Here is a 17,665-nt window from a genome sequence, read left to right as displayed (position 1 = left end):
ACCTCAGATCAGCTGTCTGCCCCTTGCGCCTGCCAGATAGCGCTGACCTCGGCGCGAATGATGCGGGCGATCAATGCGCAGTCCTCAAGGCTGAAGGTCAGCGGCACCCGCATATCAATAATGCCCGCAAGGATGCGGTCACTGTCCGGCAAGCTTTGCGCGGGGGCATAGCGCCAGCTGTCATACCGCGAGGTAAAGGCGACGGGTTCCGGCACGCCGAACCACTTCAACTCAACCCCACGCGCGCCGCAGCGCGTCAACACCTCTTGCACCGCCTCAGGGGCCCAATCAAGCAGCAGAAACTGGATCGAGGAGCCCACATAGGTCTCCTGCTCGGGCCGCTCGACCACCGTGAGGCCCGGGGTGTCGCGCAGCCCTGCCTCAAGCATGCGGTACCGTTCGTTCCAACGTGTGACCTGCGCATCGAGGTCCCGCAGCTGCGGGCGCAAAATCGCCGCGCGCAGATTGTCCATCCGGCCGGAGATGTTGGGGGTGTCGTATTTCACACGCTCGAACGCCTCTGGCCCCGGTGCAGCCAGATGCCGGGAATAGAGCATATAAGACCCCGACAGCATGATGGCGCGGGCTGCGACCTCCTCGTCGTCAGTGATCAGCAGGCCGCCTTCGCCAGAATTCACGTGCTTGTAGGTCTGGCAGGAATAGCAACCGATCGCGCCGTGGCGACCCGAGGGCACCCCGTTCCAGGCCGCACCCATGGTATGGGCGCAATCCTCGATCACGATGATGCCGGCGGCGTCGCAGATCTCCAGCAGCCTGTCCATGTCGCACAGATGCCCGCGCATATGGCTGAGCATCAGCACCCGCGCCTGCCCCGCCTTGGCCGCCAGATCCGCAAGGTCGATGGTCAGATCCTCGGTCACGCCTACGTAAACCGGCTCCGCCCCGACAGAGGCGATCGCCCCCGGCACCGGCGCCAGAGTGAAGGCATTGGTCAGCACCTTGTCACCATGTGCGACACCGACAGCCCGCAACGCGGTGGCCAGCGCGTAGCCCCCCGAGGCCACGGCAAGGCAGTATTTCGCCCCCACCTGCGCGGCAAACTCTTGCTCCAGCAGTGCGACCTCGCCAGCTTCTGCACCTGCGAGGTTGTAGCGGTGGATACGCCCGTGACGCATGACCTCCACGGCGGCCGTGATGGCCTCCTCCGGGAGGGGCTCTTGCTGGGTGAAATTGCCGGTAAAATGCTCTGTCATGGCAAAGTCATGAGCCGCCGCCCCACCAAGGTCAAGAGCTGCAAACGGATCGTTTTGCCGCAGCGCGGAGCGTTGAGGGCCGGAACTGGGAGGGTGTTGCCGTCCATTGACCAGTGACGCGCGGCAAGTCACTCCCATGACACAGCGCGGCATCGCACCACCGACATGGGTGCCGGGTTGGATAATCAACGAATTTTCACCATGGCGTGGTGCGCAAACCCTTTTGTCGCGTGGCATTATAGGCGGGGTGCGCGCCGTTTTGGAACACGGCTCACTTGCCCCCGCATGGGCAACACTGACGGGCGTATCATTAACCGTCACGTCGACTGCCCTGATGATTTGAAGGTTTCCACGCCATCGTACAGCCCTTAGGAGATGTGGTAACCTATGGTCATTCCATTGAAAGAGGACATTACGACATGCATTTCATTCTCAGATCAGCCGCGCTTGTCCTGGCGCTTGGCGCTGGTGCGCGCGCCCTTGCACAGGACACCTCCGGCATGGTGGCAGAGCCGCAAACCATCACCGGGAAGTTCCTGACCGCAACCGAGGTGAAACCGGTCCTGTCCGCCACTCAGGGAAACTGGGTCTCCGTGCGTGAATTCAACGGCCAGGATCTGGTCTATGTGACGCATCTCTGGGCGTGGCGCTGTGGGCTGGCGCAGATGGAAGTGGCGCTCAATGACGCCGCTTACGAAATCTGGCAGATGCCGGATTGCTATACCGAGGGCGGCTCTCCGGGCGCGATCAAGAGCGGCGATGGCGAGCCCTATCGCGCATTTGAGCTCGGTTCCGTAGAGCGGATCAAAGTGAGGCTGGTCTATGACGACCTCAGCACCGACGAGGCAGAATTTCAGCGCGCGGACATCATAATGCAATAACCCGCAGATGTCGGCGCCGTCAGCGCGCCGGGTTGATGCCGATCAATCCGGCGACAATCTCTGGCAGGTCAGCATAGTCGTGCAGCAATGCCTCAGGGTTCAGCGCCGCCATATCGGGGCCTGCAGGTCCAAAGGTGACGAGCACCGAGGGCACGCCTGCATTGGCCGAGGTATTGCGATCCGTATCGCTGTCGCCAATCAGCACGCAATGCTCCGGCGCACCACCCGACCGTCGGGCGGCCTCGAACAGGGGGGCCGGGTCGGGTTTGCGCACGGACAAGGTGTCAGCACCGACCAAGGCGGCAAACGCATCCCGCACGCCCAGCCGCTGCATCAACAGCTCGGCCAGACCTTCGGGTTTGTTGGTGCAAATGCCGACGCCGTAGCCTGCGGTTTTCAAGGCCTCGACGGCGTCCATCGCGCCGGGATACATCACCGTATGCGTGTCGATCCCCTCACGATAGGCCTCCAGAAGAACCGGGTAGTATTCCTCAACCGTTGCCTCCTTGAACTGCCCCGCGCGGGTCAGCCCCTCGGTCAGCATCCGCTTGCCACCCCGCAGGGCGATCTTGGCGTCATCCGGGTGAGAAAGCATATCCCCCAGACCCATCACGCGAAAGCAGTGATTGGCCGCGGCCAACAGGTCGATCGAAGTGTCGGCCAGCGTGCCGTCGAGGTCAAAGATCACTGTGCGCATGGAATTCCCCCGTTCGGCGCGATTTCGCCGTCGCATATTGCAAGTCGCAACTGAAGTTTATGGTCACGCACCTTGCGCATCCTCTCTTAGCGGATAGAACGGGGGCACCTAAAATTCAAAGGGAAATCGCTTTATGAGCACCGCCCTCATCATTCTTGCCGCGGGCAAAGGCACTAGGATGAACTCCGACCTGCCGAAGGTCCTGCACCCGATCGCCCACGCCTCCATGTTGGAACATGCGATGGCCGCCGGGCGCGCGCTTGACCCGGAGCGCAATGTGGTGGTGGCAGGTCACGAGGCCGAGCTGGTCCGTGCCGCCGTGGCAGAGATTGACGAGACGGCGCAGGTGGTCTTGCAGGAAGAACAGCTTGGCACCGGGCATGCGGTCCAGCAGGCGCGCGAGGCGCTGCAGGGCTTCGTGGGCGACGTGGTCGTGCTTTATGGCGATACACCGTTTGTGTCACAGGACACGCTCGAACGCATGGTCTCGGCCCGTAGCCGCGCCGACCTGGTGATCCTTGGCTTTGAGGCGGCAGACCCCGCCCGCTATGGTCGCCTGGTGATGGACGGTGACAGCCTTGAAAAGATTGTCGAATACAAGGACGCGACTGACGCTGAACGCGCGATCACCTTTTGTAATTCTGGCCTGATGGCCTGTGACGCCGACGTGATGTTCCGACTTCTGGACAAGGTCGGCAACGACAATGCCTCCGGCGAATATTATCTGACCGATCTGGTGGAGCTTGCCCGCGACGAGGGGCTGGCTGTCACTGCAGTCTCCTGCCCCGAGGACGAAACGCTGGGGGTCAATTCACGCAACGATCTGGCAACGGCAGATGCCGTATTTCAGTCGCGCGCACGGGCGGAGCTGTTGGACCTCGGCGTCACACTGATGGCGCCAGAGACGGTGTACCTCGCCTTCGACACCATCGTCGGCCGCGACACGGTGATCGAGCCCAACGTGGTCTTCGGCCCCGGTGTCACCGTCGAGAGCGGCGCCCTGATCCGGGCATTTTCGCACCTCGAGGGCTGTCATGTGTCGCGCGGCGCCAAGGTCGGTCCCTATGCCCGCCTGCGTCCAGGCGCTGAGCTTGCCGAGGACACGCATGTCGGTAATTTCGTCGAAATCAAGAATGCAGAAATCGCCGCAGGCGCGAAGGTCAACCACCTGAGCTACATCGGTGATGCCTCGGTTGGCGAGGCAACCAACATCGGCGCGGGCACCATCACCTGCAACTACGACGGCGTCATGAAGCACCGCACCGAGATCGGCGCGCGCGCCTTTATCGGCTCCAACACCTGCCTCGTGGCCCCGGTCAAGGTGGGTGACGACGCGATGACAGCAACCGGCACGGTGATCACCAAGAATGTCGAGGACGGCGATCTTGCGATCGCGCGTGCCGTACAAACAAACAAACCGGGCCGCGCCCGCAAGCTGATGGACATGCTGCGCGCAAAGAAGGCCGCGAAGGTTAAAGGATAACGCGTATGTGTGGTATTATCGGAGTTCTGGGCACCCACGAGGTATCGCCCATTTTGGTCGAAGCGTTGAAGCGGCTGGAGTATCGCGGATATGACAGCGCCGGCATCGCCACGTTGCATAACGGTCACCTGGACCGACGCCGCGCAGTGGGCAAGCTCGTCAACTTGTCGGACACGCTTGTGCACGAGCCCCTGCCCGGTAAATCCGGCATCGGTCACACGCGGTGGGCCACGCATGGCGCCCCCACGGTCACCAACGCCCACCCGCATCGCGCAGGTCAGGTCGCCGTGGTTCACAACGGCATCATCGAGAACTTCAAGGAGCTGCGCGCCGAACTGGCAAGCCACGGCATTACCTTTGTCACCGAGACCGATACCGAAACCGTGGCCTTGCTGTGTGAATTCAACATGCGCGACGGATCTTCTCCTGTCGAGGCCGCGCGCAAGACGGTCGCCCGGCTCGATGGCGCCTTCGCGCTCGCGTTCCTGTTTGACGGCGAGGAGGACCTGCTTGTCGCGGCGCGCAAAGGGTCGCCCCTGGCAATCGGGCACGGCGACGGCGAAATGTACGTCGGCTCAGATGCCATTGCCCTGGCCCCGATGACCGATCAGATCACCTATCTGGAAGAAGGCGACTTTGCCGTTCTGACACGCCAAAGCCTTGAAATCACCGATGCGAAAGGCAACCTCGCCAACCGCGAGATGCGCCAGATCAAGCTGGAAAACACCCGCGTCGACAAGGATGGCCACAAGCATTTCATGGCCAAGGAAATCGCCGAGCAGCCCGTCGCGGTGGACACCGCCCTGAAGGCCTATCTGGATGAGAACGACGCGATCACCCTGCCCGACGGGCTGGACTTCACGCAGATCGAACGCCTCTCGCTGGTCGCCTGTGGTACGGCATACTATGCCTGCATGGTTGCAAAATACTGGTTCGAAACCATCGCGCGCCTGCCGGTCGAGGTGGATGTCGCATCAGAGTTCCGCTACCGCGAGCCGCCCGTCAGCCCGGGCACACTGGCGCTGTTTGTCAGCCAGTCTGGCGAGACAGCCGACACGCTGGCAGCCCTGCGCTACATGCGCGACAAGGCCGATGTGATCGCCGGACTGGTGAATGTTCCCGAAAGCTCCATCGCCCGCGAGAGTGATGTGGTTCTGCCGATCCACGCAGGCCCGGAAATCTCCGTGGCGTCCACCAAGGCGTTTACCTGCCAGCTTACCGTCTTGCTGCTGCTGGCGATCAAGGCCGCCAAGGCGAAGGGGCTTCCGCTGCCCGAAGGCATGCCCGACGACCTGCACGCCCTGCCCGGCCTGATCCACCAGTCGCTCGCCTCCGAAGCGCAGATTGCTGCAGCATGCCGCGATTTGGCCAATGCACGCGACATAATCTTCCTGGGCCGCGGCGCACTCTATCCGCTGGCGCTGGAAGGCGCACTAAAACTCAAGGAACTCAGCTACATTCATGCCGAGGGCTATGCCTCGGGCGAGCTGAAGCACGGCCCGATCGCGCTGATCGACGAAAGCGTGCCGGTCATCGTCATGGCTCCGAAGGATGCCCTGTTTGAAAAGACAATCTCCAACATGCAGGAGGTCATGGCCCGTGGTGGACGTGTCGTGCTGATCACCGATGCAGACGGCGCGCGCGAAGCGGCTGATGGCACCGCGGACGTGATCACGCTTCCCAAGGTTCCTGATACGCTGGCCCCGATCCTTTATGCGATTCCGGCACAGCAAATCGCCTATTTCACCGCCATCGCGAAGGGCACCGACGTGGACCAGCCGCGCAACCTCGCCAAATCCGTGACAGTCGAATGACGCCGGAGGCCGCGCTTGCCGCGCTGCGGGCCGAAATCGAACCGGGGCGCGCTGCGCAGATGGTTGCCTACCATAAACAGAGCCGCGAGGTGCTGGGCGTCGGCAATGAGATCCTGAACACCCTGTCGCGGGAATGGCGACAGGGGATGACCCTCGACGAGCGGGTCGACCTTGCCTCTGCCCTTTGGGCGAGCGATATTTTCGAGGCACGCATCACCGCGGCCAAGCTGCTGACACAGGCCCGCATCGCCGCCGATGGGCCCGTCTGGGCGCTGCTGCAAAGCTGGGTGCCGGAGTTCGACAGTTGGGCGATCGCGGATCAGGCCGCGTCAGCGATCTCGAAACGCCTGCAAGCCGACCCGGAGCGTCTGGACGTTGTCGAAGGCTGGACATCATCTGATCATATGTGGACGCGCCGTGCGGCGCTGGTCTGCACCTTGCCATGGGCCAAGCTTGCAAACCCGAAGCCCGCAGATCTGGTGGCGCGCGAACGTGTTCTGGCATGGGCGGCAGGATATGTGCCGGACCGCAACTGGTTCATCCAGAAATCTATCGGCTGGTGGCTGAGGGACCTGTCAAAGCACGATGCGGCCCGCACGCGCGCCTTTCTCGACACCCATGGTGACGACATGAAAGCCTTTGCCCGCAAGGAAGCGGCAAAATACCTGACATGAGGGTCTGATCTGAGGTATCGGACCCGCCTCAGGCCGGTCCGACGCGCACTTCCACCAGTTCGGTGAGTGGCAAGCCCAATGCACGCATGCCGTCGATAGACAATCTGCTGCCCTGCCCCGCGCTACCCGAGATCGGCTCCAGCGTTACCACGACCGACTTGCCGTTTGGAGCCGTCACCCGTGCATTGCGACGCGCAGAGACCAGCGGTGTTTCCATCCACAAACCGTCACGGCCGGGATCTCCCAAACCTGCGATGGTGGTCTTCTGGCCGACAAAAGACTGCGCCGAAGCAACCACAGGCGCCGGTACGTTGCTTCGGGCCGGCGCGGCAGGCTGGCTGACCGCTGCCACCTGCGTTTGCGGCGCGACCTGCTGAGCAGGCGCAACACTCTGAGCGTCTTGACGCGCGGCGGGCGACGACCAGGATTTCCCGCTCGACGAGGACAGCGCTTCGGTCTCAACCGCAGGCGGAGCATCTGGCGAAACCGGGGTCATCGGCTCCATCTGCACACCGGAGCCAAGCCCTTGCATCACTTGAGAATTCAGGTGCACGCCCCCTAGGGCGTTACACGCGGACACACCGCCGGCGGCCAGAGCGGCCAGGGTAAGATATTTGAGCGCACGTCGAGTCATGGCGCGACCCTAACCGCCCCGTGACAAGGATGCCAGACAGAATGGCACCATTCGAGAGCAGGGCGCTATTGTCCTGAGCGTTTTCCCGCCTTACCTATGTTCGTATGACAGCACCACTTATTGATCCCTTCGCACGCGCGATCACCTACCTTCGGGTCTCGGTCACCGACCGCTGCGATTTCCGCTGCGTCTACTGCATGTCCGAGAACATGACCTTTCTGCCCAAGAAAGAGCTTCTGACGCTGGAAGAGCTGGACCGCATGTGTTCCACCTTCGTCTCACTTGGCGTTGAAAAGCTGCGCATCACCGGCGGCGAGCCGCTGGTGCGCCGGGATATCATGACCTTCTTCCGGTCAATGACACGGCACCTGGACAGCGGCGCGCTGAAGGAGCTCACGCTGACCACCAATGGCTCGCAGCTGGAGAAACACGCGCAGGCGCTTTTTGACGCCGGGGTGCGGCGGGTCAATGTCTCGCTGGACACGCTGGATGAGACCAAATTTGCCGAAGTGACCCGCTGGGGCCGCCTGTCGCAGGTGCTGCGCGGCATCGACGCGGCGCAGGCTGCGGGCCTCCGGGTCAAGATCAACGCGGTCGCCCTCAAGGGGTTCAACGAGGACGAGCTGTTCAGCATGACCGAGTGGTGCGCCGAGCGCGGCATCGACCTCACCTGGATCGAAGTGATGCCGATGGGCGATATCGGAAATGAGAACCGCATCGGCCAATATTGGTCGCTGAAGGATGTGCGCAAGGCCTATGAGGGTGGCTATCAGGTCACCGATCTGGCCGAACGCACCGGTGGCCCGGCCCGCTATGTGCGGCTGGAGGAAACCGGCCAGCAGATCGGCTTCATCACCCCGCTCAGCCATAATTTCTGCGAAAGCTGCAACCGGGTAAGGCTGACCTGTACCGGCGAATTGTACATGTGCCTCGGTCAGGAGGACATGGCCGACCTGCGCGGCCCACTACGCGACCACCCCGACACAGAAGCCCCGCTGGAAGAGGCCATCCGCGCCGCCATCAACCTCAAGCCCAAGGGCCATGACTTCGACTATTCCCGCCAAACCGTGGATGGTCAGATGACCCGCCACATGAGCCATACCGGCGGGTAAGGCACAATCTGATGTCCGACACATCGCAGGTGCGGCCCACTCTGCTTTATCACCTCTACCGTGGCGCCAGCACCCTTCTGGCCCCGTTTGTCTGGTCGAAGGTGGCTGGAAAGCTGCGTCAGCATGGTGTGGCAGAGCCGCGCGTGCGCGAACGGCTTGGCCATGCGACGCTGCCACGCCCTACTGGCCGACTGGTGTGGTTTCACGCCGCCTCGGTCGGAGAGAGCCTGTCGGTGCTGACCCTGATCCACCGCCTGGGCGAGGCCGCGCCGGATCTGGAGTTTCTGATCACCTCCGGCACGCCGACCTCCGCCGATCTGATCGCCAAACGACTGCCACCGCGCACCCGCCACCAGTTTCCGCCGCTGGATACCGGCGCGGCTGTTTCGCGGTTTCTGGATCATTGGCGACCTGACCTCGGCATCTTTGTCGAAAGCGAGCTCTGGCCGCAGATGCTGGTGCGCGCCCGCGCCGCTGATGTGCCACTGGTGTTGCTCAACGCACGTCTGTCGCCGAAGTCTGTCGCCAATTGGACCAAACGTCACGCCACAGCGCAGTTCTTGCTCGATCAGTTCACGCTGATGCTAACGCAGAATGCGAAGACCGCTGTCAACCTGCGGGCCATGGGCGCTGATCCCGCCCGCCTGAAGGAAGGCAGCAATCTCAAGGCGCTCTCCGACCCGTTGCCAGTGGATCAGAACACCTTGGCGCAGGTGCAAGAGGCCATAGGCGCACGGCCCGTCTGGGTGGCCTCCTCCACCCACGAAGGCGAAGAAGAAACCGTGCTGGCGGCGCATAAGGCATTGCTCGCGCAGCATCCCGACCTGCTGCTGTTGCTGGCCCCGCGCCACCCGAACCGCGGCGATCAGCTGGAGGCAATGATTGCCGAGGCTGGCCTGACCTCGATCCGACGCAGCCGCGATGCCCTGCCCCGCACCTCCACGCAGGTCTATCTGGCCGACACATTGGGCGAGGTGGGCATCTGGTACACGCTATGCCCGCTGGTTTTTCTGGGCGGCTCGCTGCGCGAGATCGGCGGTCACAACCCGTTTGAGGTGATGCAGGCGGGCGGCGCGGTCCTCACCGGGCCGGGTGCGTATAACTTTGCCGAATCCTTTGCCGAGCTGATCGGGATCGGCGCCGCAAAAGAAGTCACCAGCGCCGAAACGCTGGCGACGGCGGTGCGGACTTGGCTCGACGAACCGCATGCCCTAGACACGGCGCGCGACCGGGCGCGCGGGTTCCTTGCGCGCCAATCGGACCAAATGGATCAAACCGTGACGGCGCTTGTTGAGCTGCTGCCGCCTCGAACAGGAGAACCTGATGACGCAGGTTGATGCAAAGTCGGTCGAGGTCATTGCACCCAATTTCAAGCGCCGCCTGTCGGGTGTGACATCCACCATCGTGAGGCTTGTTCCCCTTCAGGCGCAAGAGATCGCAATCGCCACTGCAGGCAGCGGCCTGCCCGCGGAGCTGCCGCATCTGTCGGCAACCCAGCTTCTGACCATGCCGCGCAAGGGCCCGCACGGCGCGCGCGTCTGGCATGCCCGGCGCAACGTCGAGATGCTGGGCGGGCTGCTCCTCAAGAAGCTGCTGGGCAAAAAGCTAAAGCTGCTCTTTACCTCAGCGTCGCAGCGCAAGCACAGTGGCTATACCAAATGGCTGATTTCCAAAATGGATCAGGTCATTGCCACCTCAGCCAAGGGCGCCGCCTATCTGGAGGTCCCGGCACAGGTCGTCCATCACGGCATCAACATGCGCGACTTTGCCCCCGCCGCTGACAAGGCCGCACTACGGCGCAGCCTCGGCCTGCCGGAAGACGCCATTTTGATCGGCTGTTACGGCCGTATTCGGGCGCAGAAGGGCACGGATGTCTTTGTCGATGCGATGCTCGAAATCCTGAAGAGCCATCCCAAATCTGTCGGTGTGGTCATGGGACGCGCCACTGAGAAACACGCCGATTTTGAGCGCGAGTTGCGCGCGCGCGTGGCTGCTGCCAGGATGCAAGACCGGCTTCTATTCCCGCCGGAAGTGCCCGTCTGGGAGGTTGCGCAATGGTATCAGGCACTTGACCTCTATGTCGCTCCGCAACGCTGGGAAGGGTTCGGCCTCACGCCACTGGAGGCGATGTCCTGCGCTGTGCCCGTGGTCGCAACCCGGGTCGGCGCCTTTGAAGAGCTGATAGCACAGGACGAGACCGGCAAGCTGATTGAAGCCGGGGATACCGCGCAGATGGTAGAGGCCATCGACGCGGTTCTGACAACGGATGGACGTCTGGAACAATGGGCGGCCGCATCGCGTCAGCGTGTCGCCGCGCATTTCACGCTGGAACGCGAAGCCGAGACGCTCATTTCCATCTATCGCGCGTTGCTACAGCAATAGCTTTACACAGCTATGACCAGAGCGGAGTGCCTGCCCCGCGCAGGACCCGCCGTGATTTTACATGGTGCGCGAGAGTTCTGCTGATCTCCGCACCGGCGCGGAAGGGGATCATTCCATGCCCTCGAGCAGGTCATCACCTTTCGCCCAAGGGCGCGTCCTGTGCGGCGCAACGCAGCACGCGGCCCGCCCTTTTGCGATGCGCGCATGCGCCGCCTGACGTCCAATCTCATCTTATAAGCTCTGTTCGGTCACACAGCGGTGTGACGCGACGCCATCGACAGGCCCGGGCCGCAGGCTTTTCATTCCGAGGCTGCGGTCAGAATAGCCAAACCAACTCAGAAATCTCTGTCCTCTAACTTACTGTTTCGGATTGGTTTTCGCCACGAGCCCGCATTCAAAGGGTGCCGGGTCTATAAAATTATCGGAACTTTCTCTCCTGTTGGAGGTTACCATCTCAGACGGCGCGTCAGGCGCCAACACAGACGTAACAGCTGTCATGCGCGTCATGATGCAGGAGGTTTAAATGTTCAATAAGGTTTCTCTCACCGTAATCACCCTTGGCTCCGCAATCGCACTTTCCGCCCCGGCCTTTGCTCAATCCGCAAACCCAATGGTCGACAAGGACCTGCGAATGCTGCGCGTTGACGCGAGCGTCTGCACCAGCGCGAAGGAAGCCATGGTGGACTGGGCCGCGAAAATCGACGGCCACGGATCCTATGCGGTGCCGGTCTACCCTGCAAGCGCGACAATCGACTGTGCCGAACCCGCAGCCGTGCTGCCAACTGGTCAATCCTGGGGATTCAGTGACCAGAAAGCTGCCGATGTTGCAGCCTTGAGCCAGTGCGAGGAAAGCCTGCCCGACGGCTTTGAACGCTGTGCCATTATTGGCCAGAGCTTTACCAAGTAACCTGCCCCGTCATGGAGCAGACGTGTTTTGTCTGCGCAAGGCAGGAGTGTTTCCCATGTGAAAGGGGGCCAGATTGGCCCCCTTTCTTGTGTTTGATCCAATGTGCGTGATCAAGCAGCGGGCATGCGCTGCTCGACGATTTCAGCCCACCAGCTGCAGCCAGCCGGGATCGCCTCGTCGGTGAAGTTGTATTTCGGGTGGTGCACAGCCGCGGTGTCGCCATTGCCCACGAGGATATAGGCACCGGGGCGCTCTTCCAGCATGAAGGCAAAATCTTCACCGCCCATGACCAGCGGGGCCTCGTCGCACTGACCGGAGATGTCGCGCGCCACTTTGGCAGCAAACTCAGTCTGCTCCTCGTGGTTCACCATCACCGGATAGCCACGATAATAGGTTACATCCGTCTCACCGCCAAAGGTGGCCGCGATGCCAGAGCAGATCTCCTTGATCCGCTTTTCGGCAAGATCGCGCATCTCGGTCGCCATGGTCCGCACGGTGCCTTTGATCTGCACGCGCTCGGGGATCACGTTGAAGGCCTTGGAGGAGGTCTCAAACGCGGTCACGGAGACCACGATCTGATGCACGGGGTCGGCATTCCGCGCCGCGATGGTTTGCAGCGCCAGCACGGCCTGCGCCGCCATCACGGTGGAATCGATGGTTTCATGCGGTTTCGCGGCATGGCCGCCCTTACCGGTGAAGGTGATGTCGAACTGGTCGGTCGCGGCAAAGAAGGCCCCCGGACGAATGGCAAAGCTGCCCACCGGACGGCCCGGCCAGTTGTGCATGCCGTAGACCTCCTGGATGCCCCAGCGGTCCATCATGCCATCGTCGCACATTTCCTTGCCGCCGCCGCCGCCTTCTTCTGCGGGCTGGAAGATCACCACCACGGTGCCGTCAAAGTTGCGGGTCTCGGAGAGGTATTTCGCCGCACCCAAGAGCATCGCTGTGTGGCCATCATGACCGCAGGCATGCATGGCATTGGCGGTCTTGGAAGCATAGTCCAGACCGGTTTCCTCGTGGATGGGCAGCGCGTCCATGTCGGCACGCAGACCGATGACCTTGCCCGCCGTGTCGGATTTGCCCTTGATAACGCCCACGACGCCCGTGCGGCCAATGCCCGTGACCACCTCGTCGCAGCCGAATTCCTTGAGCTTTTCCTCCACCAGCGCGCTGGTGCGATGTGTTTCAAACAGGATCTCGGGGTTTTCGTGCAGATCACGGCGCCACGTGGTGATCTCTGCCTGCAGTTCGGCAAAACGGTTCTTAACGGGCATGGGTCTTTCTCCTTGTCTATCGAAATATGGCAACCCGCGCACGGGAGGCAGGTCGCCGGGGGCCTGAACGTCAGACCCCGAAATAATCAGCTTGCAGGCATCCGGCGTTCGCAAAGCTCTACAAACCAGCTGCAGCCAAGTGGGATGGCGCTGTCGTCGAACTGATAGGCCGGGTGGTGGCACATCGCAGTGTCGCCATTCCCGAGGAAGATATAGGCGCCGGGGCGGGCTTCTAGCATGTAGGCGAAATCCTCGGACGGCATGATGGGCGCGGTTTCGGAGTCAACGCTGTCGGTGACAGCATGTGCAGCCTCGACCGCGTGAGCGACTTCCTCGGCGGTGTTTTCTGTCACCGGGTAGCCGGGCGTCCATGTGACCTTCGCGGTGGCCCCAAAGGCCGACGCGGTATCCTCCGCGACGCGGCGCACGCGGTCTTCGGCCAATGTGCGGTTTTCCGTATCCAACGTGCGCACGGTGCCCTTCAGCTTGGCACGATGGGCGATCACATTGGAGGCGGTGCTGTCGGTCTCAAACGTGCCAACCGTCAGCACCACACGGTGGATCGGGTTCACGGTGCGCGACACGATGGAGTGCAGCGAGACCACGATCTGCGAGGCCACCAGTGTGGTGTCGATGGCATCATGCGGCGCGGCAGCATGGCCGCCCTTGCCGGTGACTTCGATCTCGAACTCATCTGAGGAGGCCAAGAGCCCACCAACACGGGTGGCGATATGGCCCACAGGAAGGCCCGGCATATTGTGCAGGCCGTAGACCTCCTGCACGCCCCAGCGGTCCATCACGCCATCATCGACCATGGCCTTGCCCCCGGCCCCGCCTTCCTCGGCAGGTTGGAACAACAGCACCACGGTGCCGTCGAAATTGCGCGTCTCAGAGAGGTATTTTGCAGCACCAAGCAGGATCGCGGTGTGGCCGTCATGACCACAGGCGTGCATCTTGCCAGGTGTCTTGGAGGCATAGTCCAGCCCGGTTTCCTCATGGATCGGCAACGCGTCCATGTCGGCGCGGAGCGCGATGACCTTGCCGGAGGCGGTGCTCTTGCCCTTGATCACCCCCACCACGCCGGTCTTGCCAATGCCCGGCACCACCTCATCACAGCCAAAACCAGTCAGCCGTTCCTGCACCAATCCTGCGGTGCGATGAACGTCATACATCAACTCGGGATTTTCATGAAAATCATGACGCCACGCGGTGATTTCGGGCAGCAACTCGGCAAAGCGATTCCGGACGGGCATGGTCTCTCTCCTTAACGTGTTAGCGAAATGAGTGCCGCAAGGCGGATCAGAAGGCAAGGCTTGTTGCACAATTGAACCAAAGGGTGCCACGCCTCAAAGCAGGAGGCTGAACCGCGCCCTTCACGGCAGGTCATCCCGGCGCGAAGGACGGTTTACAACATTCGATTTATTCAGCGTATCAGGCCACAGTGTCAGGCAGCGGTGTCAGGCCGCGAGGCGCTTGACCAGATCGCGCATGAACTGGGTGCCCGCCTCAAACTGCTGCACCGTGATGAACTCATCCGCCTGGTGCGCCTGGGCAATATCACCGGGGCCACAGACAACAGCAGAATAGCCCGCAACCTGATAGTGACCGGCCTCCGTGCCGTAACTCACCACATGGCGCGCGTTGTCGCCGGTGAGTGTGCGGACCAGCGTTTCCGCCGCACCGTCCGTTTCCGGCACAAGCCCCGGCACACTGAAGACCTTCTCGATGCTGATACCCGACTGGGGGCTGACGGTCTGCATCTCCGCCTCGATACGGGTGATTTCCGCCTCATACTGGGATTGCCAATCTTCAAGATTTTCGCCCGGAACAGCCCGGAAATCCATCCAGAAATTGCAATCTCCTGCGGTTATGTTGTGGGCCGTGCCGCCAGACACCTTACCGACATGGACCGTCGTCCAGGGCGGCGTGAACATCGCCGCCACCTCGGTCTGCGGCTTGGCACGGTTCTCGGTGTTGCGGTGATTGGCCCAGTCGATGACGCGCGCGGCTTCCATCACCGCGCTTACGCCCTGATGCATCAGGGAGCTGTGGACCTCAAACCCGCGCACATGGGTTGCCATGGCAAATGCGCCCTTGTGACCGGTCACGGCTTTCAGCATCGACGGCTCGCCTACAACAACGGCCTCCGCCTTGGGCAGATGTTTCTGCATCTGAGCAATCAGCGGCGGCGCGCCGGTGCAACCGATTTCCTCGTCAAAGGTATAGGCAAGCTGGAGCGGACGCTGCAGGTCCGCATAGTGCCCTTCGACCAGTGCCCAGAGCGCCAGCGCGTCAAAGCCCTTCATGTCGACGCAGCCACGGCCAAAATACTTGCCGTCCCGTTCCACCACAACAAAAGGATCAGACGTCCAGTTCTGCCCCTCAACCGGCACCACATCCGTATGCCCCGACAGCAGCACGCCGCCGTCGATTTTTGGACCGACATGCGCATATAGCCCAGCCTTTTCAGGCTGTTCCGGGTCGTTCCAGATGTAGTGTTCAATCCCGTGAGAGCTGAGGTAGCCTGCGGTCCACTCGACGAGCGGCAGATTGGTGTCACTGCTTACAGTTGGAAAGGAGACCAGCCGCGTCATGATCTCCAGCGGGGACAGACGGTCGACCATGCCTCAATACCCGGAATCGGTCATCAGCACGAAATGGCCCGGCTCGATCTCGACATAATCGGAGGGCTCCGGCTGGTAGCTCATGTCATGGATCGGCGACGGGATCGGTTTGAAATTCAGATCCTGCTCGGTCTTGCGCTTGTTGGGATCGGCGATCGGCACCGCCTTCATCAGCGCCTGGGTATAGGCATGGGCCGGGTTCTCGAACACGCGGGCGCGCGGTCCGATCTCCACCAGACGACCAAGGTACATCACACCGACCTGATGACTGACGCGCTCTACCACCGCCATGTCGTGGCTGATGAAGAGGAAGGACAGCTCCAGATCCGCCTGCAGCTCCATCATCAAGTTCAGCACCTGCGCCTGCACCGAGACATCCAGCGCCGAGACCGCCTCGTCCGCGACGATCAGCTTGGGATTGAGCGCCAGCGCGCGGGCAATGGCGATCCGCTGGCGCTGACCGCCGGACATCTCGTGCGGGAAGCGGCGCATGAAGCTGCGCGGCAGATGCACCCGGTCAAACAGCGCGGCCACCCGGTCCTGGATCTCCGACCCCGACGCGATCTTGTAGTTCCTCATCGGCTCGGCGACCTGGTCCATCAGCTGCATCTGCGGATTGAGCGAGGCAAAGGGGTCCTGAAAAATCATCTGCATATCAAGGCGCGCCTTGTGCAGATCATGCTGGTTGAGCCCGATGACATCACGGCCCTCGAACTCGACCTTGCCGGAGTTCGGCTCCACCAACCGCAGGATCGAGCGACCGCAGGTGGATTTGCCGCAGCCGGATTCGCCCACCAGGCTCAGGGTCTGTCCCTTGAACACCTTGAAGGACACATCCTCGACCGCATGCACCTGCGCCACCGTGCGCCGCAGCAGCCCGCCCTTGACCGGGAAGCGCGTGACCAGGTTTTCGACGTTCAGCAACACCTCATCGGTGCCCTTGATCGGCGCGATCTCGCGCTGTTCAACGCCCATCAGCTTCATCGGCTCGGGATAGTCCTTGCCACGCATCTCGCCCAGCTTCGGCACCGCAGCCAGCAGCGCCTTGGTGTAGTCTTCCTTGGGCGATTCAAAGATCTCGTGGACGGTGCCCTCCTCGACCTTGTTGCCGCGGAACATGACGACCACGCGGTCGGCCATCTGCGCCACCACCGCCATATCGTGGGTGATGAACATCACCGCAGTGCCGGTTTCACGCTTCAAACGGTCCATCAGGGCGAGGATTTCGGCCTGAATGGTCACGTCGAGCGCCGTTGTCGGCTCATCCGCGATCAGCAAGCGTGGCTCGCACGCCATTGCCATGGCGATCACCACGCGCTGGCGCATCCCGCCAGAGAGTTCATGCGGGTATTGTTTCATGCGCCGTTCGGCTTCGGGGATGCGCACCTCGCGCAGAATCTCGATGGCGCGGGCCTCTGCCTCTTTTTTGCTCATCCCCTTGTGGATTCGCAGGCCTTCGGTCAACTGGCGGCCCACCGTGAACACCGGATTGAGCGCCGTCATCGGTTCCTGAAAAATCATTCCGATCTGATTGCCGCGAATCTGGCGCATCAGATTACCCTCGGCCTTGGCCAGATCCACAGGCGTGTCATCGCCCGGATCAAACAGCAATTCGCCCGCCGCGATGGTGCCGCCACCATACTCCACCAGACGCATCAAAGAGAGCGACGAGACAGATTTACCCGATCCGGACTCACCCACGATGCACAAAGTTTCACCAGAGGCGATGTCAAACGAAACATTCTCAACACCGACAACCGGCCCGTCCTTTGTTTCGAATTCAACCCGCAGGCCTTTGATCTGTGCAATGGGGTGGTCGAGCATCCGTTCATCCTGTCTATTTTGACGGCACCTTGGCGGTGCCTGTTTGGCGGCGATCTAAGCCTATGCGGCGCGGACCGTCAAACCCCGGATCGTTTTCCTGACGGCCAGGTCTTGCATTTTATCAAAACTCTGTGTTCGATATCGA

At 61.9% G+C, this 17,665-nt stretch carries 15 protein-coding genes; 8 read left to right on the top strand and 7 right to left on the bottom strand.

The window, feature by feature from the left end:
- Window positions 1–8: 8 nt before the first annotated feature.
- Window positions 9–1,214, bottom strand: a complete 1,206-nt coding sequence (locus tag CLV89_RS09240; protein ID WP_106163364.1) for a DegT/DnrJ/EryC1/StrS family aminotransferase — start codon at window positions 1,212–1,214, stop codon at window positions 9–11.
- 419 nt (window positions 1,215–1,633) lie between these two features.
- Between CLV89_RS09240 and CLV89_RS09235 the strand changes: the two genes are divergently transcribed.
- Window positions 1,634–2,095: a hypothetical protein gene (locus CLV89_RS09235; RefSeq protein WP_106163363.1), complete on the top strand. Its 462-nt coding sequence runs from the start codon at window positions 1,634–1,636 to the stop codon at window positions 2,093–2,095.
- 19 nt (window positions 2,096–2,114) lie between these two features.
- Here CLV89_RS09235 and CLV89_RS09230 read toward each other — a convergent pair whose 3' ends face one another.
- Window positions 2,115–2,792, bottom strand: coding sequence for an HAD-IA family hydrolase (locus CLV89_RS09230; protein ID WP_106163362.1), 678 nt, complete (start codon window positions 2,790–2,792; stop codon window positions 2,115–2,117).
- A 133-nt stretch (window positions 2,793–2,925) separates the two neighbouring features.
- Here CLV89_RS09230 and glmU point away from each other — a divergent pair, with 133 nt between their 5' ends.
- From glmU to CLV89_RS09215, 3 genes are read left to right on the top strand one after another with little or no spacing between them, the layout of a single operon-like run.
- A complete protein-coding gene (gene glmU / locus CLV89_RS09225; protein ID WP_106163361.1) occupies window positions 2,926–4,275 on the top strand; it encodes a bifunctional UDP-N-acetylglucosamine diphosphorylase/glucosamine-1-phosphate N-acetyltransferase GlmU in 1,350 nt (449 codons plus the stop codon).
- Between the two features lie 5 nt (window positions 4,276–4,280).
- Window positions 4,281–6,089 carry a glutamine--fructose-6-phosphate transaminase (isomerizing) gene (gene glmS, locus CLV89_RS09220; protein WP_106163360.1) on the top strand — a complete coding sequence of 603 codons (1,809 nt, stop codon included), beginning with the start codon at window positions 4,281–4,283 and terminating at the stop codon, window positions 6,087–6,089.
- Window positions 6,086–6,763 carry a DNA alkylation repair protein gene (locus tag CLV89_RS09215; RefSeq protein WP_106163359.1) on the top strand — a complete coding sequence of 226 codons (678 nt, stop codon included), beginning with the start codon at window positions 6,086–6,088 and terminating at the stop codon, window positions 6,761–6,763. Before glmS ends, CLV89_RS09215 begins: the two co-directional genes overlap by 4 nt.
- 28 nt (window positions 6,764–6,791) lie before the next feature.
- Here the strand turns inward: CLV89_RS09215 and CLV89_RS09210 are convergent, their stop codons facing one another.
- Window positions 6,792–7,397, bottom strand: coding sequence for a hypothetical protein (locus CLV89_RS09210; protein ID WP_106163358.1), 606 nt, complete (start codon window positions 7,395–7,397; stop codon window positions 6,792–6,794).
- Between the two features lie 104 nt (window positions 7,398–7,501).
- Between CLV89_RS09210 and moaA the strand changes: the two genes are divergently transcribed.
- The 4 genes from moaA (at window position 7,502) to CLV89_RS09190 (ending at window position 11,798) form a co-directional block, all read left to right on the top strand.
- A complete protein-coding gene (moaA, locus tag CLV89_RS09205; protein ID WP_106163357.1) occupies window positions 7,502–8,509 on the top strand; it encodes a GTP 3',8-cyclase MoaA in 1,008 nt (335 codons plus the stop codon).
- An 11-nt stretch (window positions 8,510–8,520) separates the two neighbouring features.
- Complete coding sequence (locus CLV89_RS09200) at window positions 8,521–9,846, top strand: 3-deoxy-D-manno-octulosonic acid transferase (protein WP_106163356.1); 1,326 nt, start codon at window positions 8,521–8,523, stop codon at window positions 9,844–9,846.
- Entirely contained in the window at window positions 9,833–10,891 is a 1,059-nt protein-coding gene (locus tag CLV89_RS09195) for a glycosyltransferase family 4 protein (protein ID WP_106163355.1), read from the top strand. The genes CLV89_RS09200 and CLV89_RS09195 overlap by 14 nt, the downstream gene beginning before the upstream one ends.
- A gap of 523 nt (window positions 10,892–11,414) precedes the next feature.
- A complete protein-coding gene (locus CLV89_RS09190) occupies window positions 11,415–11,798 on the top strand; it encodes a hypothetical protein (protein WP_106163354.1) in 384 nt (127 codons plus the stop codon).
- 110 nt (window positions 11,799–11,908) lie between these two features.
- Here the strand turns inward: CLV89_RS09190 and CLV89_RS09185 are convergent, their stop codons facing one another.
- From CLV89_RS09185 to CLV89_RS09170, 4 genes are all read right to left on the bottom strand, one after another.
- Window positions 11,909–13,072 (bottom strand): M20 aminoacylase family protein, encoded by a 1,164-nt coding sequence (locus tag CLV89_RS09185; protein ID WP_106163353.1) that lies wholly within the window; start codon window positions 13,070–13,072, stop codon window positions 11,909–11,911.
- A gap of 86 nt (window positions 13,073–13,158) precedes the next feature.
- Window positions 13,159–14,325 (bottom strand): M20 aminoacylase family protein, encoded by a 1,167-nt coding sequence (locus CLV89_RS09180; RefSeq protein ID WP_106163352.1) that lies wholly within the window; start codon window positions 14,323–14,325, stop codon window positions 13,159–13,161.
- 204 nt (window positions 14,326–14,529) lie between these two features.
- Window positions 14,530–15,696, bottom strand: coding sequence for an acetylornithine deacetylase (gene argE / locus CLV89_RS09175; protein ID WP_106163351.1), 1,167 nt, complete (start codon window positions 15,694–15,696; stop codon window positions 14,530–14,532).
- A gap of 3 nt (window positions 15,697–15,699) precedes the next feature.
- Complete coding sequence (locus CLV89_RS09170; protein ID WP_106163350.1) at window positions 15,700–17,520, bottom strand: ABC transporter ATP-binding protein; 1,821 nt, start codon at window positions 17,518–17,520, stop codon at window positions 15,700–15,702.
- Between the last annotated feature and the right edge of the window lie 145 nt (window positions 17,521–17,665).

This window comes from Tritonibacter scottomollicae, from assembly GCF_003003215.1.
In the GTDB taxonomy this organism is placed as follows: domain Bacteria; phylum Pseudomonadota; class Alphaproteobacteria; order Rhodobacterales; family Rhodobacteraceae; genus Epibacterium; species Epibacterium scottomollicae.
Note: the sequence above shows the minus strand (reverse complement) of the source record. Positions and strands in the feature narration are given on the sequence as shown.